15 protein-coding genes and 1 riboswitch are annotated in these 17,120 nt (G+C 72.2%); of the genes, 6 read left to right on the top strand and 9 right to left on the bottom strand.

Features of this window, described 5'->3' with window-relative positions; genetic code table 11:
• Positions 1 to 3 precede the first annotated feature (3 nt).
• The 3 genes from pucL (at position 4) to ACWIF2_RS14285 (ending at position 4,007) form a co-directional block, all read left to right on the top strand.
• Entirely contained in the window at positions 4 to 927 is a 924-nt protein-coding gene (gene pucL, locus ACWIF2_RS14275; RefSeq protein ID WP_454360522.1) for a factor-independent urate hydroxylase, read from the top strand.
• Positions 928 to 1,035: 108 nt separating this feature from the next.
• Positions 1,036 to 2,415 carry an 8-oxoguanine deaminase gene (locus ACWIF2_RS14280; protein ID WP_454360523.1) on the top strand — a complete coding sequence of 460 codons (1,380 nt, stop codon included), beginning with the start codon at positions 1,036 to 1,038 and terminating at the stop codon, positions 2,413 to 2,415.
• A gap of 218 nt (positions 2,416 to 2,633) precedes the next feature.
• Positions 2,634 to 4,007 (top strand): nucleobase:cation symporter-2 family protein, encoded by a 1,374-nt coding sequence (locus ACWIF2_RS14285; RefSeq protein WP_454360524.1) that lies wholly within the window; start codon positions 2,634 to 2,636, stop codon positions 4,005 to 4,007.
• Here ACWIF2_RS14285 and ACWIF2_RS14290 read toward each other — a convergent pair.
• The 3 genes from ACWIF2_RS14290 to ACWIF2_RS14300 all read right to left on the bottom strand — a co-directional run bounded on the left by ACWIF2_RS14290 (position 4,004) and on the right by ACWIF2_RS14300 (position 6,430).
• Positions 4,004 to 4,426, bottom strand: coding sequence for a thioesterase family protein (locus ACWIF2_RS14290; RefSeq protein ID WP_432968712.1), 423 nt, complete (start codon positions 4,424 to 4,426; stop codon positions 4,004 to 4,006). The two genes, ACWIF2_RS14285 and ACWIF2_RS14290, sit on opposite strands and share 4 nt — an antisense overlap.
• Before the next feature lie 80 nt (positions 4,427 to 4,506).
• The gene (locus tag ACWIF2_RS14295; protein ID WP_454360525.1) at positions 4,507 to 5,142 is read right to left on the bottom strand and encodes a hypothetical protein; all 636 of its coding nucleotides are present in this window, start codon (positions 5,140 to 5,142) and stop codon (positions 4,507 to 4,509) included.
• 79 nt (positions 5,143 to 5,221) lie between these two features.
• Positions 5,222 to 6,430, bottom strand: coding sequence for a pyridoxal phosphate-dependent aminotransferase (locus ACWIF2_RS14300; RefSeq protein WP_454360526.1), 1,209 nt, complete (start codon positions 6,428 to 6,430; stop codon positions 5,222 to 5,224).
• Between the two features lie 88 nt (positions 6,431 to 6,518).
• Here ACWIF2_RS14300 and ACWIF2_RS14305 point away from each other — a divergent pair, with 88 nt between their 5' ends.
• Positions 6,519 to 7,145 carry a winged helix-turn-helix transcriptional regulator gene (locus ACWIF2_RS14305; RefSeq protein ID WP_454360527.1) on the top strand — a complete coding sequence of 209 codons (627 nt, stop codon included), beginning with the start codon at positions 6,519 to 6,521 and terminating at the stop codon, positions 7,143 to 7,145.
• Positions 7,146 to 7,187: 42 nt separating this feature from the next.
• On the opposite strand, the gene ACWIF2_RS14310 is transcribed toward ACWIF2_RS14305, so the two are convergent.
• The 3 genes from ACWIF2_RS14310 to ACWIF2_RS14320 are packed head-to-tail and all read right to left on the bottom strand — an operon-like array spanning position 7,188 to position 10,808.
• On the bottom strand, positions 7,188 to 7,979 hold the full coding sequence (locus ACWIF2_RS14310) for a hypothetical protein (protein WP_454360528.1): 792 nt from the start codon (positions 7,977 to 7,979) through the stop codon (positions 7,188 to 7,190).
• Positions 7,979 to 9,253 (bottom strand): vWA domain-containing protein, encoded by a 1,275-nt coding sequence (locus tag ACWIF2_RS14315; RefSeq protein ID WP_454360529.1) that lies wholly within the window; start codon positions 9,251 to 9,253, stop codon positions 7,979 to 7,981. The genes ACWIF2_RS14310 and ACWIF2_RS14315 overlap by 1 nt, the downstream gene beginning before the upstream one ends.
• A gap of 58 nt (positions 9,254 to 9,311) precedes the next feature.
• Complete coding sequence (locus tag ACWIF2_RS14320) at positions 9,312 to 10,808, bottom strand: IucA/IucC family protein (RefSeq protein WP_454360530.1); 1,497 nt, start codon at positions 10,806 to 10,808, stop codon at positions 9,312 to 9,314.
• Between the two features lie 156 nt (positions 10,809 to 10,964).
• Here ACWIF2_RS14320 and ACWIF2_RS14325 point away from each other — a divergent pair, with 156 nt between their 5' ends.
• Entirely contained in the window at positions 10,965 to 12,434 is a 1,470-nt protein-coding gene (locus ACWIF2_RS14325; protein ID WP_454360583.1) for an IucA/IucC family protein, read from the top strand.
• Between the two features lie 57 nt (positions 12,435 to 12,491).
• Positions 12,492 to 12,614, top strand: a riboswitch (cobalamin riboswitch).
• A 46-nt stretch (positions 12,615 to 12,660) separates the two neighbouring features.
• Complete coding sequence (locus ACWIF2_RS14330) at positions 12,661 to 13,032, top strand: (2Fe-2S) ferredoxin domain-containing protein (RefSeq protein ID WP_454360531.1); 372 nt, start codon at positions 12,661 to 12,663, stop codon at positions 13,030 to 13,032.
• Here the strand turns inward: ACWIF2_RS14330 and ACWIF2_RS14335 are convergent.
• The 3 genes from ACWIF2_RS14335 to ACWIF2_RS14345 form a co-directional block, all read right to left on the bottom strand.
• Positions 13,027 to 13,449 carry a universal stress protein gene (locus ACWIF2_RS14335; RefSeq protein ID WP_454360532.1) on the bottom strand — a complete coding sequence of 141 codons (423 nt, stop codon included), beginning with the start codon at positions 13,447 to 13,449 and terminating at the stop codon, positions 13,027 to 13,029. The two genes, ACWIF2_RS14330 and ACWIF2_RS14335, sit on opposite strands and share 6 nt — an antisense overlap.
• A gap of 1 nt (position 13,450) precedes the next feature.
• Positions 13,451 to 14,959, bottom strand: coding sequence for an APC family permease (locus tag ACWIF2_RS14340; protein WP_454360533.1), 1,509 nt, complete (start codon positions 14,957 to 14,959; stop codon positions 13,451 to 13,453).
• A gap of 81 nt (positions 14,960 to 15,040) precedes the next feature.
• Complete coding sequence (locus tag ACWIF2_RS14345; RefSeq protein WP_454360534.1) at positions 15,041 to 17,113, bottom strand: iron ABC transporter permease; 2,073 nt, start codon at positions 17,111 to 17,113, stop codon at positions 15,041 to 15,043.
• Positions 17,114 to 17,120: the final 7 nt, after the last annotated feature.

Raw genomic sequence — 17,120 nt, forward strand, 5'->3', positions numbered from 1 at the left:
TAGATGCCCACCATCCTGGGACAGAACCAGTACGGCAAGGCCGAGAACCGAGTCGTCAAGATCACGCGGGACGGCGCCACCCATCACATCAAGGACCTGAACGTGTCCGTGTCGCTGAGCGGCGACATGGAGGAGGTCCACTACTCCGGCTCCAACGCCAACGTCCTGCCCACCGACACCACCAAGAACACGGTGTACGCGTTCGCCAAGGAGCACGGCATCGAGTCGGCCGAGCAGTTCGGCATCCACCTCGCCCGGCACTTCGTCACCTCGCAGGAGCCGATCAAGACGGCCCGGATCCGCATCGAGGAGTACGCCTGGGAGCGGATCGAGGCCGCCGACGCCAACTCTCGGTTCATCGGCGCCGACGAGGTCAAGCACTCCTTCGTCCGCAAGGGCCAGGAGACACGGCTCACCCAGATCACCTACGACGGTGAGAGGTGGGAGGTCGTCTCCGGCCTCAAGGACCTCGTCGTGATGAACTCGACCAACTCCGAGTTCTGGGGCTACGTCAAGGACAAGTACACGACGCTGAAGGAGGCCTACGACCGCATCCTGGCCACCCAGGTCTCCGGCCGCTGGCGATTCAACTGGACCGACGACGACCAGCGCATGCCCAACTGGGAGAAGTCCTACGAGCAGACGAAGAAGCACATGCTCCAGGCCTTCGCCGAGACGTACTCGCTGTCGCTCCAGCAGACCCTGTACCAGATGGGTTCGCGGATCATCGAGAACCGCGGTGAGATCGACGAGGTCCGCTTCTCCCTGCCGAACAAGCACCACTTCCTGGTCGACCTGGAGCCGTTCGGGCTGAAGAACGACAATGAGGTGTACTTCGCCGCCGACCGCCCCTACGGCCTGATCGAGGCGACGATCCTGCGGGACGGCTGCGAGCCGCGCATCCCCGTGGACCTCACCAACCTCTGACGCTCCCTCTTTCGGCACCCGTGGCCGGGGAACCCGACTCTCCGGCCACGGCACTCAAACTCCCGGGGTCCTGCCGTGCCCTCTCCACATCAGCGCAAAGGACGAACCATGGCAGCAGACCGGCGCATCGTCATCGAGAACTGCGCGATCGCGACCGTCGACGCGCACGACACCGAGTACGCCTCCGGGTACGTCGTCCTCGCCGGCAACCGCATCGAGTCGCTCGGCGCGGGCACGGCCCCCGACGGCCTGGAGAACGTCGTACGCCGTATCGACGCCTCCGGTCACCTCGTGACCCCGGGCCTGATCAACACCCACCACCACTTCTACCAGTGGATCACCCGGGGTCTGGCGACGGACCACAACCTCTTCGACTGGCTGGTCGCGCTGTACCCCGTCTGGGCGCGCATCGACGAGCCGATGGTGCGCGCGGCGGCCCAGGGCTCGCTCGCGGTGATGGCCCGCGGCGGCGTCACCACCGCCATGGACCACCACTACGTCTTCCCGCGGGGCTCCGGCGACCTGTCCGGCGCGATCATCGGCGCCGCCCGCGACATGGGCGTCCGCTTCACCCTCGCCCGCGGCTCCATGGACCGCAGCGAGAAGGACGGCGGCCTGCCCCCGGACTTCGCCGTCGAGACCCTGGACGGCGCGCTGGCCGCGACCGAGGAGACCGTCCGGCAGCACCACGACTCCTCCTTCGACGCCATGACCCAGGTCGCCGTCGCGCCCTGCTCGCCCTTCTCCGTCTCCACCGAACTGCTGCGGGACGGCGCCCAGCTCGCCCGCCGTCTCGGCGTACGGCTCCACACCCACGGTTCGGAGACCGTCGAGGAGGAGAAGTTCTGCCACGAACTGTTCGGCATGGGCCCGACCGACTACTTCGAGTCCACCGGCTGGCTCGGCGAGGACGTGTGGATGGCGCACTGCGTCCACATGAACGACTCCGACATCGCCGCCTTCGCCAGGACCAGGACGGGCGTCGCGCACTGCCCGTCCTCCAACGCCCGCCTCGCGGCCGGTATCGCCCGGGTCCCGGACATGCTCGCGGCCGGCGTCCCGGTCGGCCTCGGCGTCGACGGCACCGCCTCGAACGAGTCCGGCGAACTCCACACCGAGCTGCGCAACGCCCTCCTCATCAACCGCCTCGGCCCGCGCAAGGAGGCCGCCCTGAACGCCCGCCAGGCCCTGCGCCTCGGCACCCACGGCGGCGCCCAGGTCCTGGGCCGGGCGGCGGAGACCGGTTCCCTGGAGCCGGGCAAGCTCGCCGACCTGGTCCTGTGGAAGCTGGACACGGTCGCCCACGCCTCCATCGCCGACCCCGTGACCGCCCTGGTCTTCGGCGCGGCGGCCCCGGTCACCGCCTCCTTCGTCGACGGCCGGCAGATCGTCGAGGACGGGCGGCTGCTCACGGCCGATGAGGACGCCATCGCCCGCGCCACGCGGGACGAGGCCCAGCGGCTGGCGAGGATCGCCGCGCAGGGCTGAACACCCCGATGACTCCGGCCGGGAGGGACGGCTCCCGGCCGGTGGCCGTGGACCCGAGCGGGGACCACGGTGCCGTCTCCGGGGCGCGCGGATGCGTGCGCCCCGGAACGGTCCTCCCGTCATCCGCATGTCCGGTCCCGCACGACCACCCGCACCACCTCCTTGACACCCACGGCAGCCATCGACGCGGCCGTGTACCCGACCGGAGGGACGCCGCTGTGGCCGACCACCCCGTTGACGAGAAACTCCCCGCGCTCAAGATGGCGACGACCGGCCTCCAGCATGTGGCCGCCATGTACGCGGGAGTCGTCGCCCCACCCCTGATCGTCGGCGCGGCCATCGGCCTGTCCGCCACCGATCTGACCTTCCTCACCGGCGCCTGCCTGTTCACCGCGGGCCTCGCCACGTTCCTGCAGACCCTGGGCATCTGGAAGATCGGCGCCCGGCTGCCCTTCGTCAACGGCGTCACCTTCGCCGGTGTCGCCCCCATGACCGCGATCGTCGCCTCCACCGAGGACAAGTCCGATGCCCTGCCGATCATCTTCGGCGCGGTCATCGTCGCCGGACTCCTGGGGTTCATCGCGGCCCCCTTCTTCAGCAAGGCCGTGCGCTTCTTCCCGCCGGTGGTCACGGGCACGGTCATCACCCTCATTGGCATCTCCCTCCTCCCGGTCGCCTTCGGCTGGGCGCAGGGACCCGACCCGGCGGCGCACGACTACGGTTCGGCGACCAGCCTGGGGCTGGCCGCCGTCACCCTGCTGATCGTGCTGCTCCTGCGCCGTTTCACCACCGGCTTCGTCAAGCAGATCGCGGTGCTGCTCGGCCTGGTCGCCGGCACGCTGATCGCGATCCCGTTCGGCGCGACGGACTTCGCTCCGGTCGCGGACGCGGCCGTCATCGGCTTCCCGACCCCGTTCCACTTCGGCGCCCCGCAGTTCCAGCTGGCCGCGATCATCTCGCTGTGCGTGGTGATGGTGGTCTCGATGACCGAGTCGACCGCCGACATGCTGGCGCTGGGCGAGATCGTCGACCGCCCGGCCGACGAGAAGACCATCGCGGCCGGCCTGCGCGCCGATACCCTCGGCTCGGCGATCAGCCCGCTCTTCAACGGCTTCATGTGCAGCGCCTTCGCGCAGAACATCGGCCTGGTCGCCATGACCAGGATCCGCAGCCGGTACGTCGTCGCCACCGGCGGCGGCTTCCTGGTGCTGATGGGCCTGTGTCCCATGGCCGCCTCGCTGATCGCCGTCGTACCGCGCCCGGTGCTCGGCGGCGCGGGCGTGGTCCTGTTCGGCTCGGTCGCCGCCAGCGGCATCCAGACCCTGGTCAGGGCCGGCCTGGACAAGGACAACAACGTCCTGATCGTGGCCGTCTCCCTGGCCGTCGGGATCATCCCCATCACGGCGCCGGAGTTCTACCACGCGTTCCCGGAGACGGCGCGGATCGTCCTGGACTCGGGCATCTCCACGGGGTGTGTGGCGGCGGTCCTGCTGAACCTGGTCTTCAACCACCTGGGCAACAAGGACGCCCAGGACGTCACCCATCCCATGGAGGCGGGGGAGGAGATCACCGGCGCGACCCGCGCCGCCTAGAGGCCGAACAGGCCCGGGTCCGTGGCCAGTTCTTTGAAGACCTTCGCGGGGTCGGCGACCAGCCTGCGTTCCTTGAGATCCAGGACGCCGCCGACCGCCGTGATCTCGGCGGCCACCGTGCCGTCGGTCTTGCGGACGGTCTGCTCGATACGGAACGTCTTGCCGCTGCCCCAGTCGAAGGCGCAGGTCACCTCGACCTCGTCGCCCGCGAGCAGCTCACGTTTGTAGCGGATGGTCGTCTCCAGGGCCACCGGGCCCACGCCCGTTCCCGTGAGCGCGGACTGGCTGATCCCCGCGGCGTGCAGCAACGACCAGCGGGCGTGCTCCGCGTAGTTCAGGTACACGCTCTGGTTGAGGTGGCCCTGCACGTCGGTCTCGTAACCGCGGACGGTCACAGGGACGGAAAACGGTTCGCTCACGGCATTCCCCTCTCGCACCGGACGCTCTCGCACCGGACTCTCGTGCATCGCGCAACGATCCACCGATCTTGGCATGCCCATCACGCTCGGCGCGGCGAAGCCAGGAGATACCGGTTTCCGGTGCGCGGTTCACGGTGGTCGCTCACCTGCCAGCCTGCCCCCTCCAGGGTCGCCGCGCAGGCGCGCAGTGCCTCGCCGTCCGGCTCGTACACGGCCACGGCCTCCGGCTGCGGGGTGGTCCGCACCCGGTACCCCTCCTCGGAGCCCTGTGCGGCCGGCTGGTGCCCGGCCGCCTCCAGGGCGAGCGCGGCGGCCTCGGCCAGATGCGCACGCTCCCAGCCGCACGGCCGGTCCGTGGCCCCGTCCGGGTTGGTCATCCGGCGCAGCTCCAGCAGGCCCTGCCAGGCGCTGTGCACCTCACGCCGCCGGACCGGCCCGCCGGCTTCCGGCACCGTCTCCTCGCCCCCGACGCGCGCCGCGAAGACGCCCGCCGACGCGGGGGCCTCCCCGGCCGGCCCGGGCGTCCCCGTCACGCCCTGCCGTACCCGGTGGCCCTCCGGGGTCAGAAAGTGATCGTGCGGCGGCCGGGGGTGCCGGAAGGCCAGCCCGCGCTTCACCAGCGCCGCGAGCTGCGCCTCCGTACCCCTGAGCCGTCCGGTGACCGGGTCGGCGGCGTCGATGACACGCCGCTGCGCGGCGGTCGGCGGTCGGGTCACGGCGCGCTCCTCTCCGGCACAGCCCCGGGGCACTCGCCCCACTTGCTCGAAGGCTACGACCCGCCACTGACAACCGGGCCTACTGGCGGTACCCGCCGAGGAATCGCCCGATCCGTCCGATGGCCGCCTCCAGGTCGTCCGCGTGCGGCAGGGTCAGGATCCGGAAGTGATCCGGGCTCGGCCAGTTGAAGCCCGTGCCCTGGACCACCTGGATCTTCTCGCGCAGCAGGAGGTCGAGGACGAACTTCTCGTCGTCGTGGATCTTGTGCACCTTGGGGTCGATGCGCGGGAAGGCGTACAGCGCCCCCTTCGGCTTCACGCAGGTCACGCCCGGGATCTCGTTGAGCTTCTGCCAGGCCACGTCCCGCTGCTCCAGCAGCCGCCCGCCCGGCCCGGTGAGGTCGCCGATGGACTGCCGGCCGCCGAGCGCGGCCTGGATGGCGTACTGGGCGGGCGCGTTGGCGCACAGTCGCATGGAGGCCAGCATGGTGAGGCCCTCCAGGTAGTCCTTGGCGTGCTGCCTCGGGCCCGTGACGATCAGCCAGCCGGAGCGGAAGCCCGCCACCCGGTAGGTCTTCGACAGGCCGCAGAAGGTGAGAACGACCAGGTCGGGGGCGAGGGTGGCGGCCGAGTGGTGCACGGCGTCGTCGTAGAGGATCTGGTCGTAGATCTCGTCGGCGAACACCATCAGGCCGTGCCGCCGGGCGAGGTCGAGGATGCCCTCGACGATCTCCTTCGGGTAGACCGCGCCGGTGGGGTTGTTCGGGTTGATGATCACGACCGCCTTGGTCCGATCCGTGATCTTCGACGCCATGTCGTCCAGGTCGGGATACCAGTCGGCCTGCTCGTCGCACAGGTAGTGGACCGCCTTGCCGCCGGCCAGAGTCGTCACCGCGGTCCACAGGGGGAAGTCCGGGGCGGGGATCAGGACCTCGTCGCCGTCCTCGAGCAGCGCCTGTACGGCCATGGAGACCAGCTCCGACACGCCGTTGCCGAGGAAGACGTCGTCGACGCCGACCTCCAGGCCCAGCGTCTGGTAGCGCTGGGCCACCGCCCGGCGGGCGGACAGCACACCGCGCGAGTCGGTGTAGCCGTGCGCCTGCGGCAGCATCCGGATCATGTCCTGGACGATCTCCTCCGGCGCCTCGAACCCGAAGAGCGCCGGGTTGCCGGTGTTCAGGCGCAGCACACTGTGACCCGCCTCCTCCAGCGCGTTGGCGTGCTCGATGACCGGGCCGCGGATCTCGTAACAGACCTCGCTGAGCTTGCTCGACTGCCGGAACTCCATGCGCGCGCTTCCCCTCGGCCGATTGGTGTTGCTTGGTTTTACCAAGTAGCTGCTTGGAAAGTCCAACAACTTGTCTAGACTGCGTCGCATGCCACCTCGCCGAAGCTACGACCAGTACTGTTCCGCCGCCCGCGCGCTCGACCTGGTCGGCGACCGCTGGACCCTGCTGATCGTCCGGGAGCTCCTCGCCGGTCCCCGCCGCTACACCGATCTGCACGCGGACCTGCCCGGCGTCAGCACGGACGTACTCGCCTCCCGGCTCAGGGACATGGAGCGCGACGGCCTCGCGACCCGGCGTCGGCTGCCACCGCCCGGCGCGGCCTCCGTGTACGAACTCACCGAGCGGGGGCGGGGGTTGCTGCCGGTGCTGCAAGCGCTGGGGGAGTGGGGGCAGGGGGACCTGGGGGAGCGGCGGCCGACGGACGCCGTGCGGGCGCACTGGTTCGCCCTGCCGCTGCTGCGCCGGCTGGACGGGGAGGGGCTGGTCGAAGTCCGTCTGGAGGAAGGGCACTTCCACCTCTACGCCGGTGCCGAGGACGGACCCGTGTACGGCGACGGGCCCGCCCCCGGGGAGCCGGACGCCCGGCTGGTGCTGGACACCGGCACCTGTACGGCCATCGGCCGGGGCGAGCTGAGCCTGGTCCAGGCGGTCAGGGAGGGCCGGGTCGAGGTGAGCGGCGAGGGCACGCTCGCCAAGGCACTGCGCGACACATGACAGAAGGCCCGCGCGAAGCGGGCCTTCAGAGTCCAGGGCAGGTCAGGCGGCGGGCGGCACCCGTGACGGCCGCCCCGAGCCGCGTGTCAGCGTGTACCCGGCGACCCCCGCCAGCGCGGCCAGCACGCCGCCCACCGCGGTCCACACCCACCGGTCCGACCACCAGCCGGACGCCCAGCCGTCCTCGGGTTGGAGCCCGGCCAGCACCGCCGAGGACTCCTCCTCGTCCCCGGACCGCGTCGCGATCCCCGGCACCAGCGGCTCGGCCAGCGAGCCGTCCACCGCCGCGGATCCGCCGATGTCCTTGGAGTCGACCCGTACCTCGGAGCCGACCGGGAGGCCCAGGTCGGATGCGGCGACGCCGGTGACCGTCAGCCGGACGTAGTACGTGCCCTGCAGCGGGTCGTTCGCCCACGGCTCCGACCAGGCCCGGACCGTGCGCAGCACACAGGCGAGTTCGACCGAGGCCGCGTCCGCGGCGGCGGTGCGCGTCTGCGCCCCGTACTGGCAGGCCTGGCGGCGGCGCAGCCCGTCGTACACGTCGATCTGCCAGGTCTGCGGCGCGTGGGTGTCCGGCAGCTTCACCTTCGCCGTGACCGTGGGGCGCTGCCCGGTGTCGGCGGGGAACGACCAGTACAGGTAGTCGCCGGTGGAGCCGCTCGCCGTGGCGCGCTGCCCCTGCTCGATCTCCGTCGCGGTACGGAAGGAGGTGCCGGCCCGGGTGGGCGCCGCCGAGGTGTCCTGCGACGGGCTCGGCGAGGCGTCGGCCGCGGCAGGAGCGGCCGCGAGCCCCAGGGTCAGCAACGCCGCGCTCAACGCACGTATCACTCGCATCAGTTGGTCCTCCAGACCGCGACCCGCCAGCGCGAAAGCCAGCCCCAGACGAGACCGGCGAGGAAGCCGGTGAGGATCAGCGCGCCGAGCAGCCACCAGCCGCGGCCGAGGCCGAAGGAGGCCACGTCGCCTGCCCGGCTCGGCCCGTCCACGACGTCGACGGTCAGCTCCAGCGGCAGCCCGGGCGTGGTCTTCACGCCGGAGGCCGCCGAGAAGGAGTGGGTGACCGCCAGGCACACGGCCTCCGCGGCCGGCTTGTCACCGTCGGCGTCGTCGCGCTCGGGCTCGGGGTGCCTGAGCCCCGTCGAGATCACATCCGTACGGCCGTTGCCCGCCGCCTCGCCGCGCACGATCTCCCGGCCCTTGAGCGTCACGGCCCGCAACAGCACGCCGTAGGCTGGGTTCACGGCCCGGTCCGCCGCCACGCTCACCGAGGCGCGCAGCTCCTGACCCGGCAGGACGTCCACCCGGTACCAGCGCTGCTGCCCGAACTCCTCCCGGTCGCTGTACAGGCCCGACTTCAGCGTCGGCGCCTCCGAGCACCGGGACGCGCCCTCGGCCGCCACCGGCGTCACCACCGGATCGGCCGCCCGGTCCACCAACTGGTTGACCTTGTCGGTGAGTTCGTCCTGGTGCTCCACCGAGGTGTAGGTGCCGCCGGTGGCCTCGGCGATGCAGCTCAGCTGCCTGCTCAGTTTGGCGGTCGGCACCAGGCCCAGTGTGTCGATGGTCAGTCCGATGCCCTTCGCCGCGATCTCGCGGGCCACCTCGCACGGGTCGAGCGGGGCACAGGTGTCCTCGCCGTCGCTGATCAGCACGATGCGCTTGGAGCCGTCGCCGCCGTCGAGGTCGTCGGCCGCCTTCAGCAGGGCCGGGCCGATCGGCGTCCAGCCCGTCGGGGTGAGCGTGGCGACGGCCGTCTTGGCCTCGGTGCGGTCCAGCGGGCCGACCGGGTAGAGCTGCGCGGTGTCCTTGCAGCCCGTCTTCCGGTCGTCCCCGGGGTAGTCGGCGCCGAGGGTGCGGATGCCGAGTTCGACCTCCTCGGGCGTCGCGTCGAGTACCTCGTTGAACGCCTGCTTCGCGGCGGCCATCCGCGACTGTCCGTCGATGTCCCGCGCCCGCATCGAGCCGCTCACATCGAGGACGAGGTCGACCTTGGGGGCGGCCTGGCCCGTGGGTTCGCCGGCGGCCGCTCCGGCCGGGAAGGCGATCCCGGCCGTCAGCGCGGCGAGCAGGGCGCAGACGCCCGCCGCCAGCCGTTTTCTTGTGATCATCGGCGGATCTTATTGATCTCCGGGGTCGTGCTCCAAAAGCCGGGCTGCAAGACGAGTCTCACGCAAGGGGATTGGGCAGTTCCGCCCATTGGTCCCCGGGCGTCTGCGGCGAGAGCCGCATCAGCGTCAGCGCCTTGGTGGGCAGGGGGTCCGTGCGGAGCGCCGTGAGGTCCGGGGTGCGCGGTAGGTCGTCCACGGCCGTCTCCAGCGCCGCCGCGAGCGCCGCCCCCGACCCCGCCGTCCCGGCCAGCGCGCCCGCCACCAGCGAGCCGAACAGCTTGCGGCGCAGCGTGCGTTCGTCGTCCGTGACCATTCGGGCGGGCAGGTCGGGCACCGTGATGCCGTGCCGGGCGAGGCGGGCGGGGCTGACGCGGATGTCGGCCAGATCGCGGTAGACGAGCCGCAGCGGATCGCCCTCCGGCGAGAGGACCACCAGGAGGTTCTGGCCGTGCGCCTCCAGAGCCACGCCCAGCTCCAGCAGCCGCAGCCCGACGGTGAGGGCGAGGCGCGCGAAGCCGGCCAGCCAGGCGGGGGAGCGGGGCAGGGCGCTGGTCGCGAGCGCCGCCACCGGCAGCACCCGTTCACCGCTCCCGGCGTACGTCTGCGGCGACTCCCGCAGCACGGCCGCGAAGTCGGGGGAACCGGCCGCCGCGGCGCCCAGGGTGCGGGTGATGTGCAGCAGGCCGTCCATGCGCGCGGCGGGCGTCTCGGCGAAGTCCGACAGCAGCGCGGACGCGGCGACCGAGGGCAGCGAGATGTCCCGCACCGAGGACGTCAGCCGGGCGCTGAGCGAGGTCTTGACATGCGGCCCGCCGGGCAGGGCGAGCGTCCGCAGGGACATCAGCGGATGCCCGGCGCGCCGCTCCTCGCACGCCCGCTTCAGCACGTGCGCCGCCTGCCAGGGGTGCACCGGCAGCACCACACGCGGCCCGTCCCGCAGGTCCCGCGGCCAGGCCCCCGTCACCAGGCACTCCTCCGCCCGCACCGGCACAAGACCCAGCTCCACGACCGGCCGGTGCTCGGGCCCGTAGGCGAGCTGCTCGGCCACCGAGAAACCCGGCCGGGACCGGCAGGTGGGGTGGAACGGATGCCCGTCGACGATCCGTTGCTCCCACTCCCAGTCGTTCCCCGGCCACTCGTCGGCCGAGTGGCCCTCCTGCCCCGCTCTCGACAGGGCCAACGAGGCGACACTGTGCCCGAGTTCGGCGGCGAAGGAGGCCGAGTGCGGAACGGCGAGGTCTGTCACCAGCCGCGCCGGATCGTCGTAATCCACGCCGTCGAGCCCGACGACGGTGACGTGGTCGCCGGTCGCGTACGGATCCGGCGGCGGGCCGTGCAGCCGGCGGCCGTCGGTCAGGAACAGGGTCAGCCCGTCCCGGGCCGGCTCCCCGCGGGCCACCCAGGGCAGCGGATCATGGGCGAGACCGCGCCACAGACGGGACAGCACGGCCGCCCGGGCACCGGGCAGTTCGGCCTCGTACCGCGGCAGCAGACCAGGGCGTACGACGGCCAGTTCCTCGGCGACCTCGGCCTCGGCGGTGGGGAAACGGTGCACGGGCGGGCTCCTCGGGTACGAATAGGGCGTCACGGCGCGATGACGGCGACCGGCATACTGATCATCTCCGCCAGGAAGTCCGGAAGTCCCGGAAGGGCCGCTGGGAACGTGGAGAACACAAGGAACGCAGGGAAACGAGTGGATCGCGTGGACCTCATGCCCCCGCCCGCCGACGCGTACGCCGCCGTGCCGCTGCTGAACTGCCTGCTGCGGGAAGTGGCCCGGCCGGTGCGCCGGACCGGCGAGCACCGGATCTACCGACTGCCCGGCGGAGACCGGCTGCTGCGGGTGCGCGGGACGCGGCGGCCCGCCGAGCCCGAGGTCGAGGGGCCGGACGGCTGGCAGTGCGTCGGCCACACCGAGCTGGTCAAACTCGTCGCCGAGGAACTGCGACGGCACACCGGCCTGTCCAACCACGAACTGCCCGCCGAGATGATCGACAGCAGGGACGCCGTGGCCGCCCTGCTGGAAGCCCGCGAGCGCGCCACCCCGCCCGACGATCCCTATCTGCGCTCCGAGCAGTGCCTCCTCACCGGCCACACCCACCACCCGGCCCCCAAGGCGCGTGGCGGCGGCCCGGCCGCGGGCTGGCTGCCGTACGCGCCCGAGGCGTACGCCCGTTTCCCGCTGACCCTGCTCGGGCTGCGCGAGGACACCGTCGTCGAGGAGGGCGACACCTCGGCCCTCGACGCCCTCGGCACCGCCCCGCCCGGCTACCGGCTGCTCCCGGCCCACCCCTGGCAGCTCGACCTGGCGAGCGCGGAGCTCGCCGCCGCCTTCGCGGACGGGAGGCTGGTCCGGCTCGGCACGACCGCCTTCGACACCTGGCCCACGGCCGCGATCCGCACGCTCTACGCACCCGAGCAGGACCTGTTCCTGAAGTTCAGCCTGGACGTGCGCATCACCAACGACATCCGCCGGCTGTGGCGCCACGACCTGCTCGCCCTGCGCCGCACCGACACGGCCGTGTGCGCCGCCTTCGAGACGTTCGACGGCCCCCCGGCCTGGCTCGGCGACCGCGGGTACCGCACCGCGGACTTCGCCTTCGAGGCCCTGGCCGTCCTCGTCCGCGACGGCTTCGCCGGCCGTCTCCTGCCCGGCGCGACCCCGCTGCTCGCCGCCGGACTCGTCGAGGGCTTCGACGGCAGCCCGCTCGACCGCGCCGCCGACCCCGGGGCGTGGTGGGCGGCGTACCTGGCGCAGGTGGTGCCCCCGGCGCTGGAGACCTTCGCCCGGCACGGCGTCGTCATCGAGGCCCATCTGCAGAACACCCTGGTCGCCGTGGACGCCGACGGCATGCCCGTGCAGGCGCTGTACCGGGACGCCGAGGGCGTGAAGCTGCTTTCGGACGTCTCCCGGGAGGCCGGCTGGGAGCGGCTCGTGTACTGCCTGGTCGTCAACCACCTCACCGAGATCGCCGGCGCCCTCGCCGAACGCCGGCCCGGCTTCGCCCCCTGGCCCGCCGCCCGCCGCGAACTCGCCCGCCACGACCTGCCCGAGATCTCCGGCCTGCTCACCTCGCCCACCCTCCCCGCCAAGACGAACCTCCTGCTGCGCTGGACGGGCGCGAACGGCGCCGACGCCCGCTACCTGCCGCTGCCCAACCCGCTCAGGGAAGGAACGTGACCTGCGGGGCCCCCGTCCGCGCAGGCCGGCGAGACGGACCGAACCGGTGCTCCGGCCGCATGGAATGATGGCGGGCGACATGGCGACGGCGGAACGAGGAAGCCGGTGTGAATCCGGCGCGGTCCCGCCACTGTGACCGGCCTCGGCCGGGAGCCAGGAGACTCACGCGGTCGCCTCCTCGACGAACCACCGGGGCGGATCTCCCCGGAGAGAGGAAGGGTGCGGCATGTCCGCAACCCCGGCCGGAGGGGTTCCGTGCCGCGTCGTCGTGTGCCGGGACTGCTGCTGCGGCAGCCGCAAGGTGACCGGCGTCGACCACGCGGCCCAGACCGAGCGGCTGCGCGAGGCGGCGCCCGTGCGGGTCTCCGAGTGCCTCGACGTCTGCGACCAGGCCAACGTCATCGTCGTACAGCCGTCCGCGGCGGGCCGGGCCGCCGGGGCCCGGCCGGTGTGGTTCGGTCTGGTCAACGACCCGGCCGCGACCGAGGACATCGTCACCTGGGTCCGCGAGGGCGGCCCCGGCGTCGCCCCCCGGCCCGAGATCCTCGACCTGTACGCCTTCAGCCCGCTGAAGAGGCCGCGCCCGGGCGGCTCATGACCCGGCGGTGGCCGGCACGCACAGGACGGGGACGTTCGAGAGGTGCAGGAGTTTGTGGGGGGTCGAGCCCAGCAGGGCGCCGCGCACCGGGCTCTCGCCCCAGGTGCCCACCACGATCACCCTGCCGTCGTGGCGTGCCGCGGCGTCGATGAGCGCCTGCGCGGGCCGCTGGTCGATGAGTTCGACGGTGCTCGGCACGCCGGCTTCGTCGGCGACCCGGACGGCGTGACCGAGCACGGTGGTCCCGGCCTCGCGGACGGCCTCGTGGTGAGCGCCGTACTCCTCGCCCGTGACGCCCGGGGCCGCGGCTCCGTAGACGATCACCAGCGGTTCGCCGTACGCGGCCGCCACCTCGATCGCGACGCGCAGCGCGCTCCGGGCGCCCGGGGACTCGTCGTAGCCGAGGACCACCGACATCTCAGGACTCCTTGCCGTGCTTGCCGGGGACGAGGTCGGGGTCGACCACGCTGGGGTGTTCCGACCAGAACACGGGGGTGATCAGCCGCCACACGACCATGAGGATCACGCCCGTGACGATGATGCCGATACCGATGACCAGCGGGGGACCGAGCCCGAACCACGAGACGCCGCTGTAGGAGTTGGCGGGGTCGGACATGTCCGCCACGGACTCCACCAGCAGCCAGGCCAGCAGCCCGGCACCGACCAGCGGGCCGAGCCCGATCAGGAAGAAGTTGCGGGCACTGCGGGTCAGTTGGCGGCGGTAGTAGACCGCGCAGGCGAGACCCGTGAGCGCGTAGTAGAACGCGATCAGCAGGGACAGCGCGGTCAGCGAGTCGAAGAGGGCGTTCTCGCTGATGTGGTAGAGGACGAGATACCAGACGATGGCGATACCGGCGACCCACCAGGTGCTCACGTCGGGCGTGCGGAACCGGGGGTTGATACGGCCGAAGTGCGCGGGCAGCGCATGGCGGCGGGCCATCGACAGGCCGGTGCGCGACGCCGGGATGATCGTCGTCTGCGTCGACGCGAGCGCGGACGTCGAGACCGCCAGCAGCACGACCCAGTCCCAGCCGCCCATCACCTCTTCGGCGAGCAGCGCGAAGATGAACTCCTCCTCCGCCGCGTTCTCGGCCAGATAGGCCGTTCCCGCGTACCCCACGACCGCGAACGCGACCGCGAGGTAGGTCACCAGGAGCAGCACCGTCGACCACACGGCCGCCTTGCCGGGGGCGGTGGCGGAGTCCTCGGTCTCCTCGGTGAGGTTGACCGCCGACTCCCACCCCCAGTAGATGAACACGCCCAGCAGCAGGGCGGCGGTCAGGGACGCCCCGCCCGCTCCGAAGGGATCGAGCCAGCTGAACTCCGGTTCGATGGCGTCGAGTGTGCCGGTGCCGGCGTAGACGCGGTAGAGAGCCACCACGGCGAAGACCAGCAGACAGGCGACCTGCGCCAGGATGAGGACGTTTTGCACCTTGGCCGACACGTCGATGCCGATCACGCAGACGGCCGTCATCACCAGGACGAGGAGCACGGTCAGCACCTGGCGGACGGCGTCGTTGTCCGCCCAGCTGTCCAGACCGACCGCGAGCAGGAAGAAGGTCACGGCGACGTCCGCCAGCGACCCGACGACCAGGACACCCGTCATGGCGATGGCCCAGCCGCCGAGCCAGCCCGCCCACGGCCCCATGGCCCGGGTGACCCACGAGAAGGTCGTGCCGCAGTCCTGGTCGACCTTGTTGAGGTAGTAGAAGGCCGACGCGATCAGCAGCATCGGCACGAACGACGCGATCATCACCCCGGGGGCGTAGATGCCCACCAGCGCCACGACCGGGCCGATGACCGCCGCCACCGAGTACGCCGGTGAGGTCGCGTTGAGCCCGATGACCAGAGCGTCGAGGAACCCGATCGCATTGGGCTTCAGGCTCGCGGACGCTGGCGGGCCCGCGTCCGTGATGTCCTTGGCCATGCTCCCTCACTCCCGTTGTGCGTGGATCCATACAACAGGCAGGTGTGAGGCATTTTAGCCATTGATGACCTTTTAGGTGCCTTATGTCGCCTTTCGGCTCCGTACCAGCAGACGCAGGAAGTACGGCGTGCCGATCACCGCCGTCATCAGTCCGGCACCCAGCTGGGCGGGGGCGATGACGGTCCGGCCGAGCAGATCGGCCGTGCAGACGAGCGCGGCACCGAGCAGGACGGCGACCGGCACCACCCGCACATGCCGCCGGCCCACGAGGGCACGTGCCGCGTGCGGCGCCACGAGACCCACGAAGCCGATGGTGCCGGCCGATGCGACCGCGGTCGCGGCGAGCAGGACACCCAGAACCAGGAAACCGAGCCGGGCCCGGGGCAGTCCGAGGCCGAGCAGCCGCGGGGTGTCCTCGTCGAGGGAGACGAGATCCAGCTCGGTGCGCCGCGCGACCGCGACGGCCAGGCCCAGCACCAGCACCAGCGCGACGGGCACGACGTCCGGCATGGTCCGCCCGTATGTCGAACCGGACAGCCAGGTCAGCGCCTTCGTGGCGTTGAAGGGGTCGGTGAGCACGATGAGCAGACTGATCAGGGCCGTGGAGCCGGCGGCCATGCCGATCCCGACGAGGACCAGGCGGTTCTGCCGGTAGCCGCCCCGGGCCGCGAGCCCGAAGACGACGGCGGAGGCCAGCGCGGCACCCCCGAACGCGGCACCCGCGAGGCCCCAGGAGCCGACGGCGGGCACGGTCGTCACGAGCAGCACGGCACCCAGCGCGGCGCCGCCGGAGACACCCAGAACGCCCGGCTCCGCGAGCGGATTGCGGGTCACGGCCTGCACGAGCGTGCCGGCCAGGGCGAGCGACGCGCCCGCGCACAGCGCCGCGAGCACCCGCGGCACCCGCGTGTCCAGTACGAAGGAGACGGCCTGACCGGCCCGCCCCTGCGCCCAGTTCGCGACATCGCCGAGCAGGAGTTTGCTGTCGCCGAGCAGGACGCCGGCCACCGTGACACCCACGACCACGGCGGCCAGGACGCCCACCGTGACCAGGAACGCCGTCCGGCTGGGGGTGCGCAGCCGGTCCGGTGCGTCGGCGCCGGCCGTGTCCCGCAGCCGGAGGGCGGTCACCACCAGGAACACGGCACCGACCAGGCTGGTGACGATGCCGGTGGGCACGGCGACCGCCGTGTCCGCGGGGACGAGGGTCCGCAGCAGCACATCCGACCCGAGCACCAGCGCGGCACCGGTGAGCCCGGCCACGGGCAGGGCCGCGCGGGCGCGGACGAAGCCCCGGAACCGGCGGGCGAGCGGACGCACCAGGGCGGGGGCGCAGAGCCCGACGTAGCCGATGGGCCCGGCGAGCGTGACGGCCGCCGCGGACAGCAGCGCCGCCAGCACCACCACCGTGACGCGGGTGGCGTGGACCGGGACGCCAAGACCGCGTGCCGCGTCGTCCCCGAGGGCGAGCGCGTCGACCCGCCGGGCGACCAGCAGCAGCCCGGCGAGTCCCGCCAGGGCGACGGGCAGCATCTGCAGGACGCCGTCGAAGCCGTTCTGGCCGATGCTCCCCTGGTTCCACTGGTAGAGGCCCTCCGTCTGCTGCGGGAACAGCAGGAGCAGTCCCTCCGTCACGGAGTTCAGGCCGAGTGCGAGCGCCGTGCCGGCGAGGACCAGCCGTACGGTGCCCGTGCCGAGCCCGGACAGGGCGAGCACGACGGCCGCCGCCACCAGCCCGCCCGCGAAGGCGACGCCCGAGGAGGCCAGCAGGGGCAGGGAGAGGCCGGTCGCGCCGACCAGCCCGAGCGCCAGGTACGAACCGGCGTTCACCGCGAGGGTGTCGGGCGAGGCGAGCACATTGCGGCTGACGGCCTGGAGGACGGCGCCCGCGATACCGAGGACGACGCCCACCAGGAGGCCGGCGGCCATCCGCGGCAGCCGGGAGGCGATGACCACGGACGCGTCGCCCGGATCGGCCTGCCCGGTCAGGGCCTTGAACACCTGCGCCGGTCCGACGGCGGCGGTGCCCTGGGTGATGTCGACGACCGCGAGGGCGGCGACGAGGAGGACGAGCCCGGCCGTCACCGCGGCCGCGCCCGTACGGGACGCGGCCGCCGGTGTACGGGTGACGGGGGGCGCTTCGGTGACGGCCATGACCCCG

Source organism: Streptomyces sp. NPDC055506 (genome assembly GCF_053643595.1).

Excerpts from the sequence above, each read along its gene's own strand:
- pucL (WP_454360522.1), top strand. The coding sequence starts at position 4 with ATGCCCACCATCCTGGGACAGAACCAGTACGGCAAGGCCGAGAACCGA.
- ACWIF2_RS14280 (WP_454360523.1), top strand. The coding sequence starts at position 1,036 with ATGGCAGCAGACCGGCGCATCGTCATCGAGAACTGCGCGATCGCGACC.
- ACWIF2_RS14300 (WP_454360526.1), bottom strand. The coding sequence starts at position 6,430 with ATGGAGTTCCGGCAGTCGAGCAAGCTCAGCGAGGTCTGTTACGAGATC.
- ACWIF2_RS14305 (WP_454360527.1), top strand. The coding sequence starts at position 6,519 with ATGCCACCTCGCCGAAGCTACGACCAGTACTGTTCCGCCGCCCGCGCG.
- ACWIF2_RS14310 (WP_454360528.1), bottom strand. The coding sequence starts at position 7,979 with ATGCGAGTGATACGTGCGTTGAGCGCGGCGTTGCTGACCCTGGGGCTC.
- ACWIF2_RS14315 (WP_454360529.1), bottom strand. The coding sequence starts at position 9,253 with ATGATCACAAGAAAACGGCTGGCGGCGGGCGTCTGCGCCCTGCTCGCC.
- ACWIF2_RS14325 (WP_454360583.1), top strand. The coding sequence starts at position 10,965 with ATGCCCCCGCCCGCCGACGCGTACGCCGCCGTGCCGCTGCTGAACTGC.
- ACWIF2_RS14330 (WP_454360531.1), top strand. The coding sequence starts at position 12,661 with ATGTCCGCAACCCCGGCCGGAGGGGTTCCGTGCCGCGTCGTCGTGTGC.
- ACWIF2_RS14335 (WP_454360532.1), bottom strand. The coding sequence starts at position 13,449 with ATGTCGGTGGTCCTCGGCTACGACGAGTCCCCGGGCGCCCGGAGCGCG.
- ACWIF2_RS14340 (WP_454360533.1), bottom strand. The coding sequence starts at position 14,959 with ATGGCCAAGGACATCACGGACGCGGGCCCGCCAGCGTCCGCGAGCCTG.
- ACWIF2_RS14345 (WP_454360534.1), bottom strand. The coding sequence starts at position 17,113 with ATGGCCGTCACCGAAGCGCCCCCCGTCACCCGTACACCGGCGGCCGCG.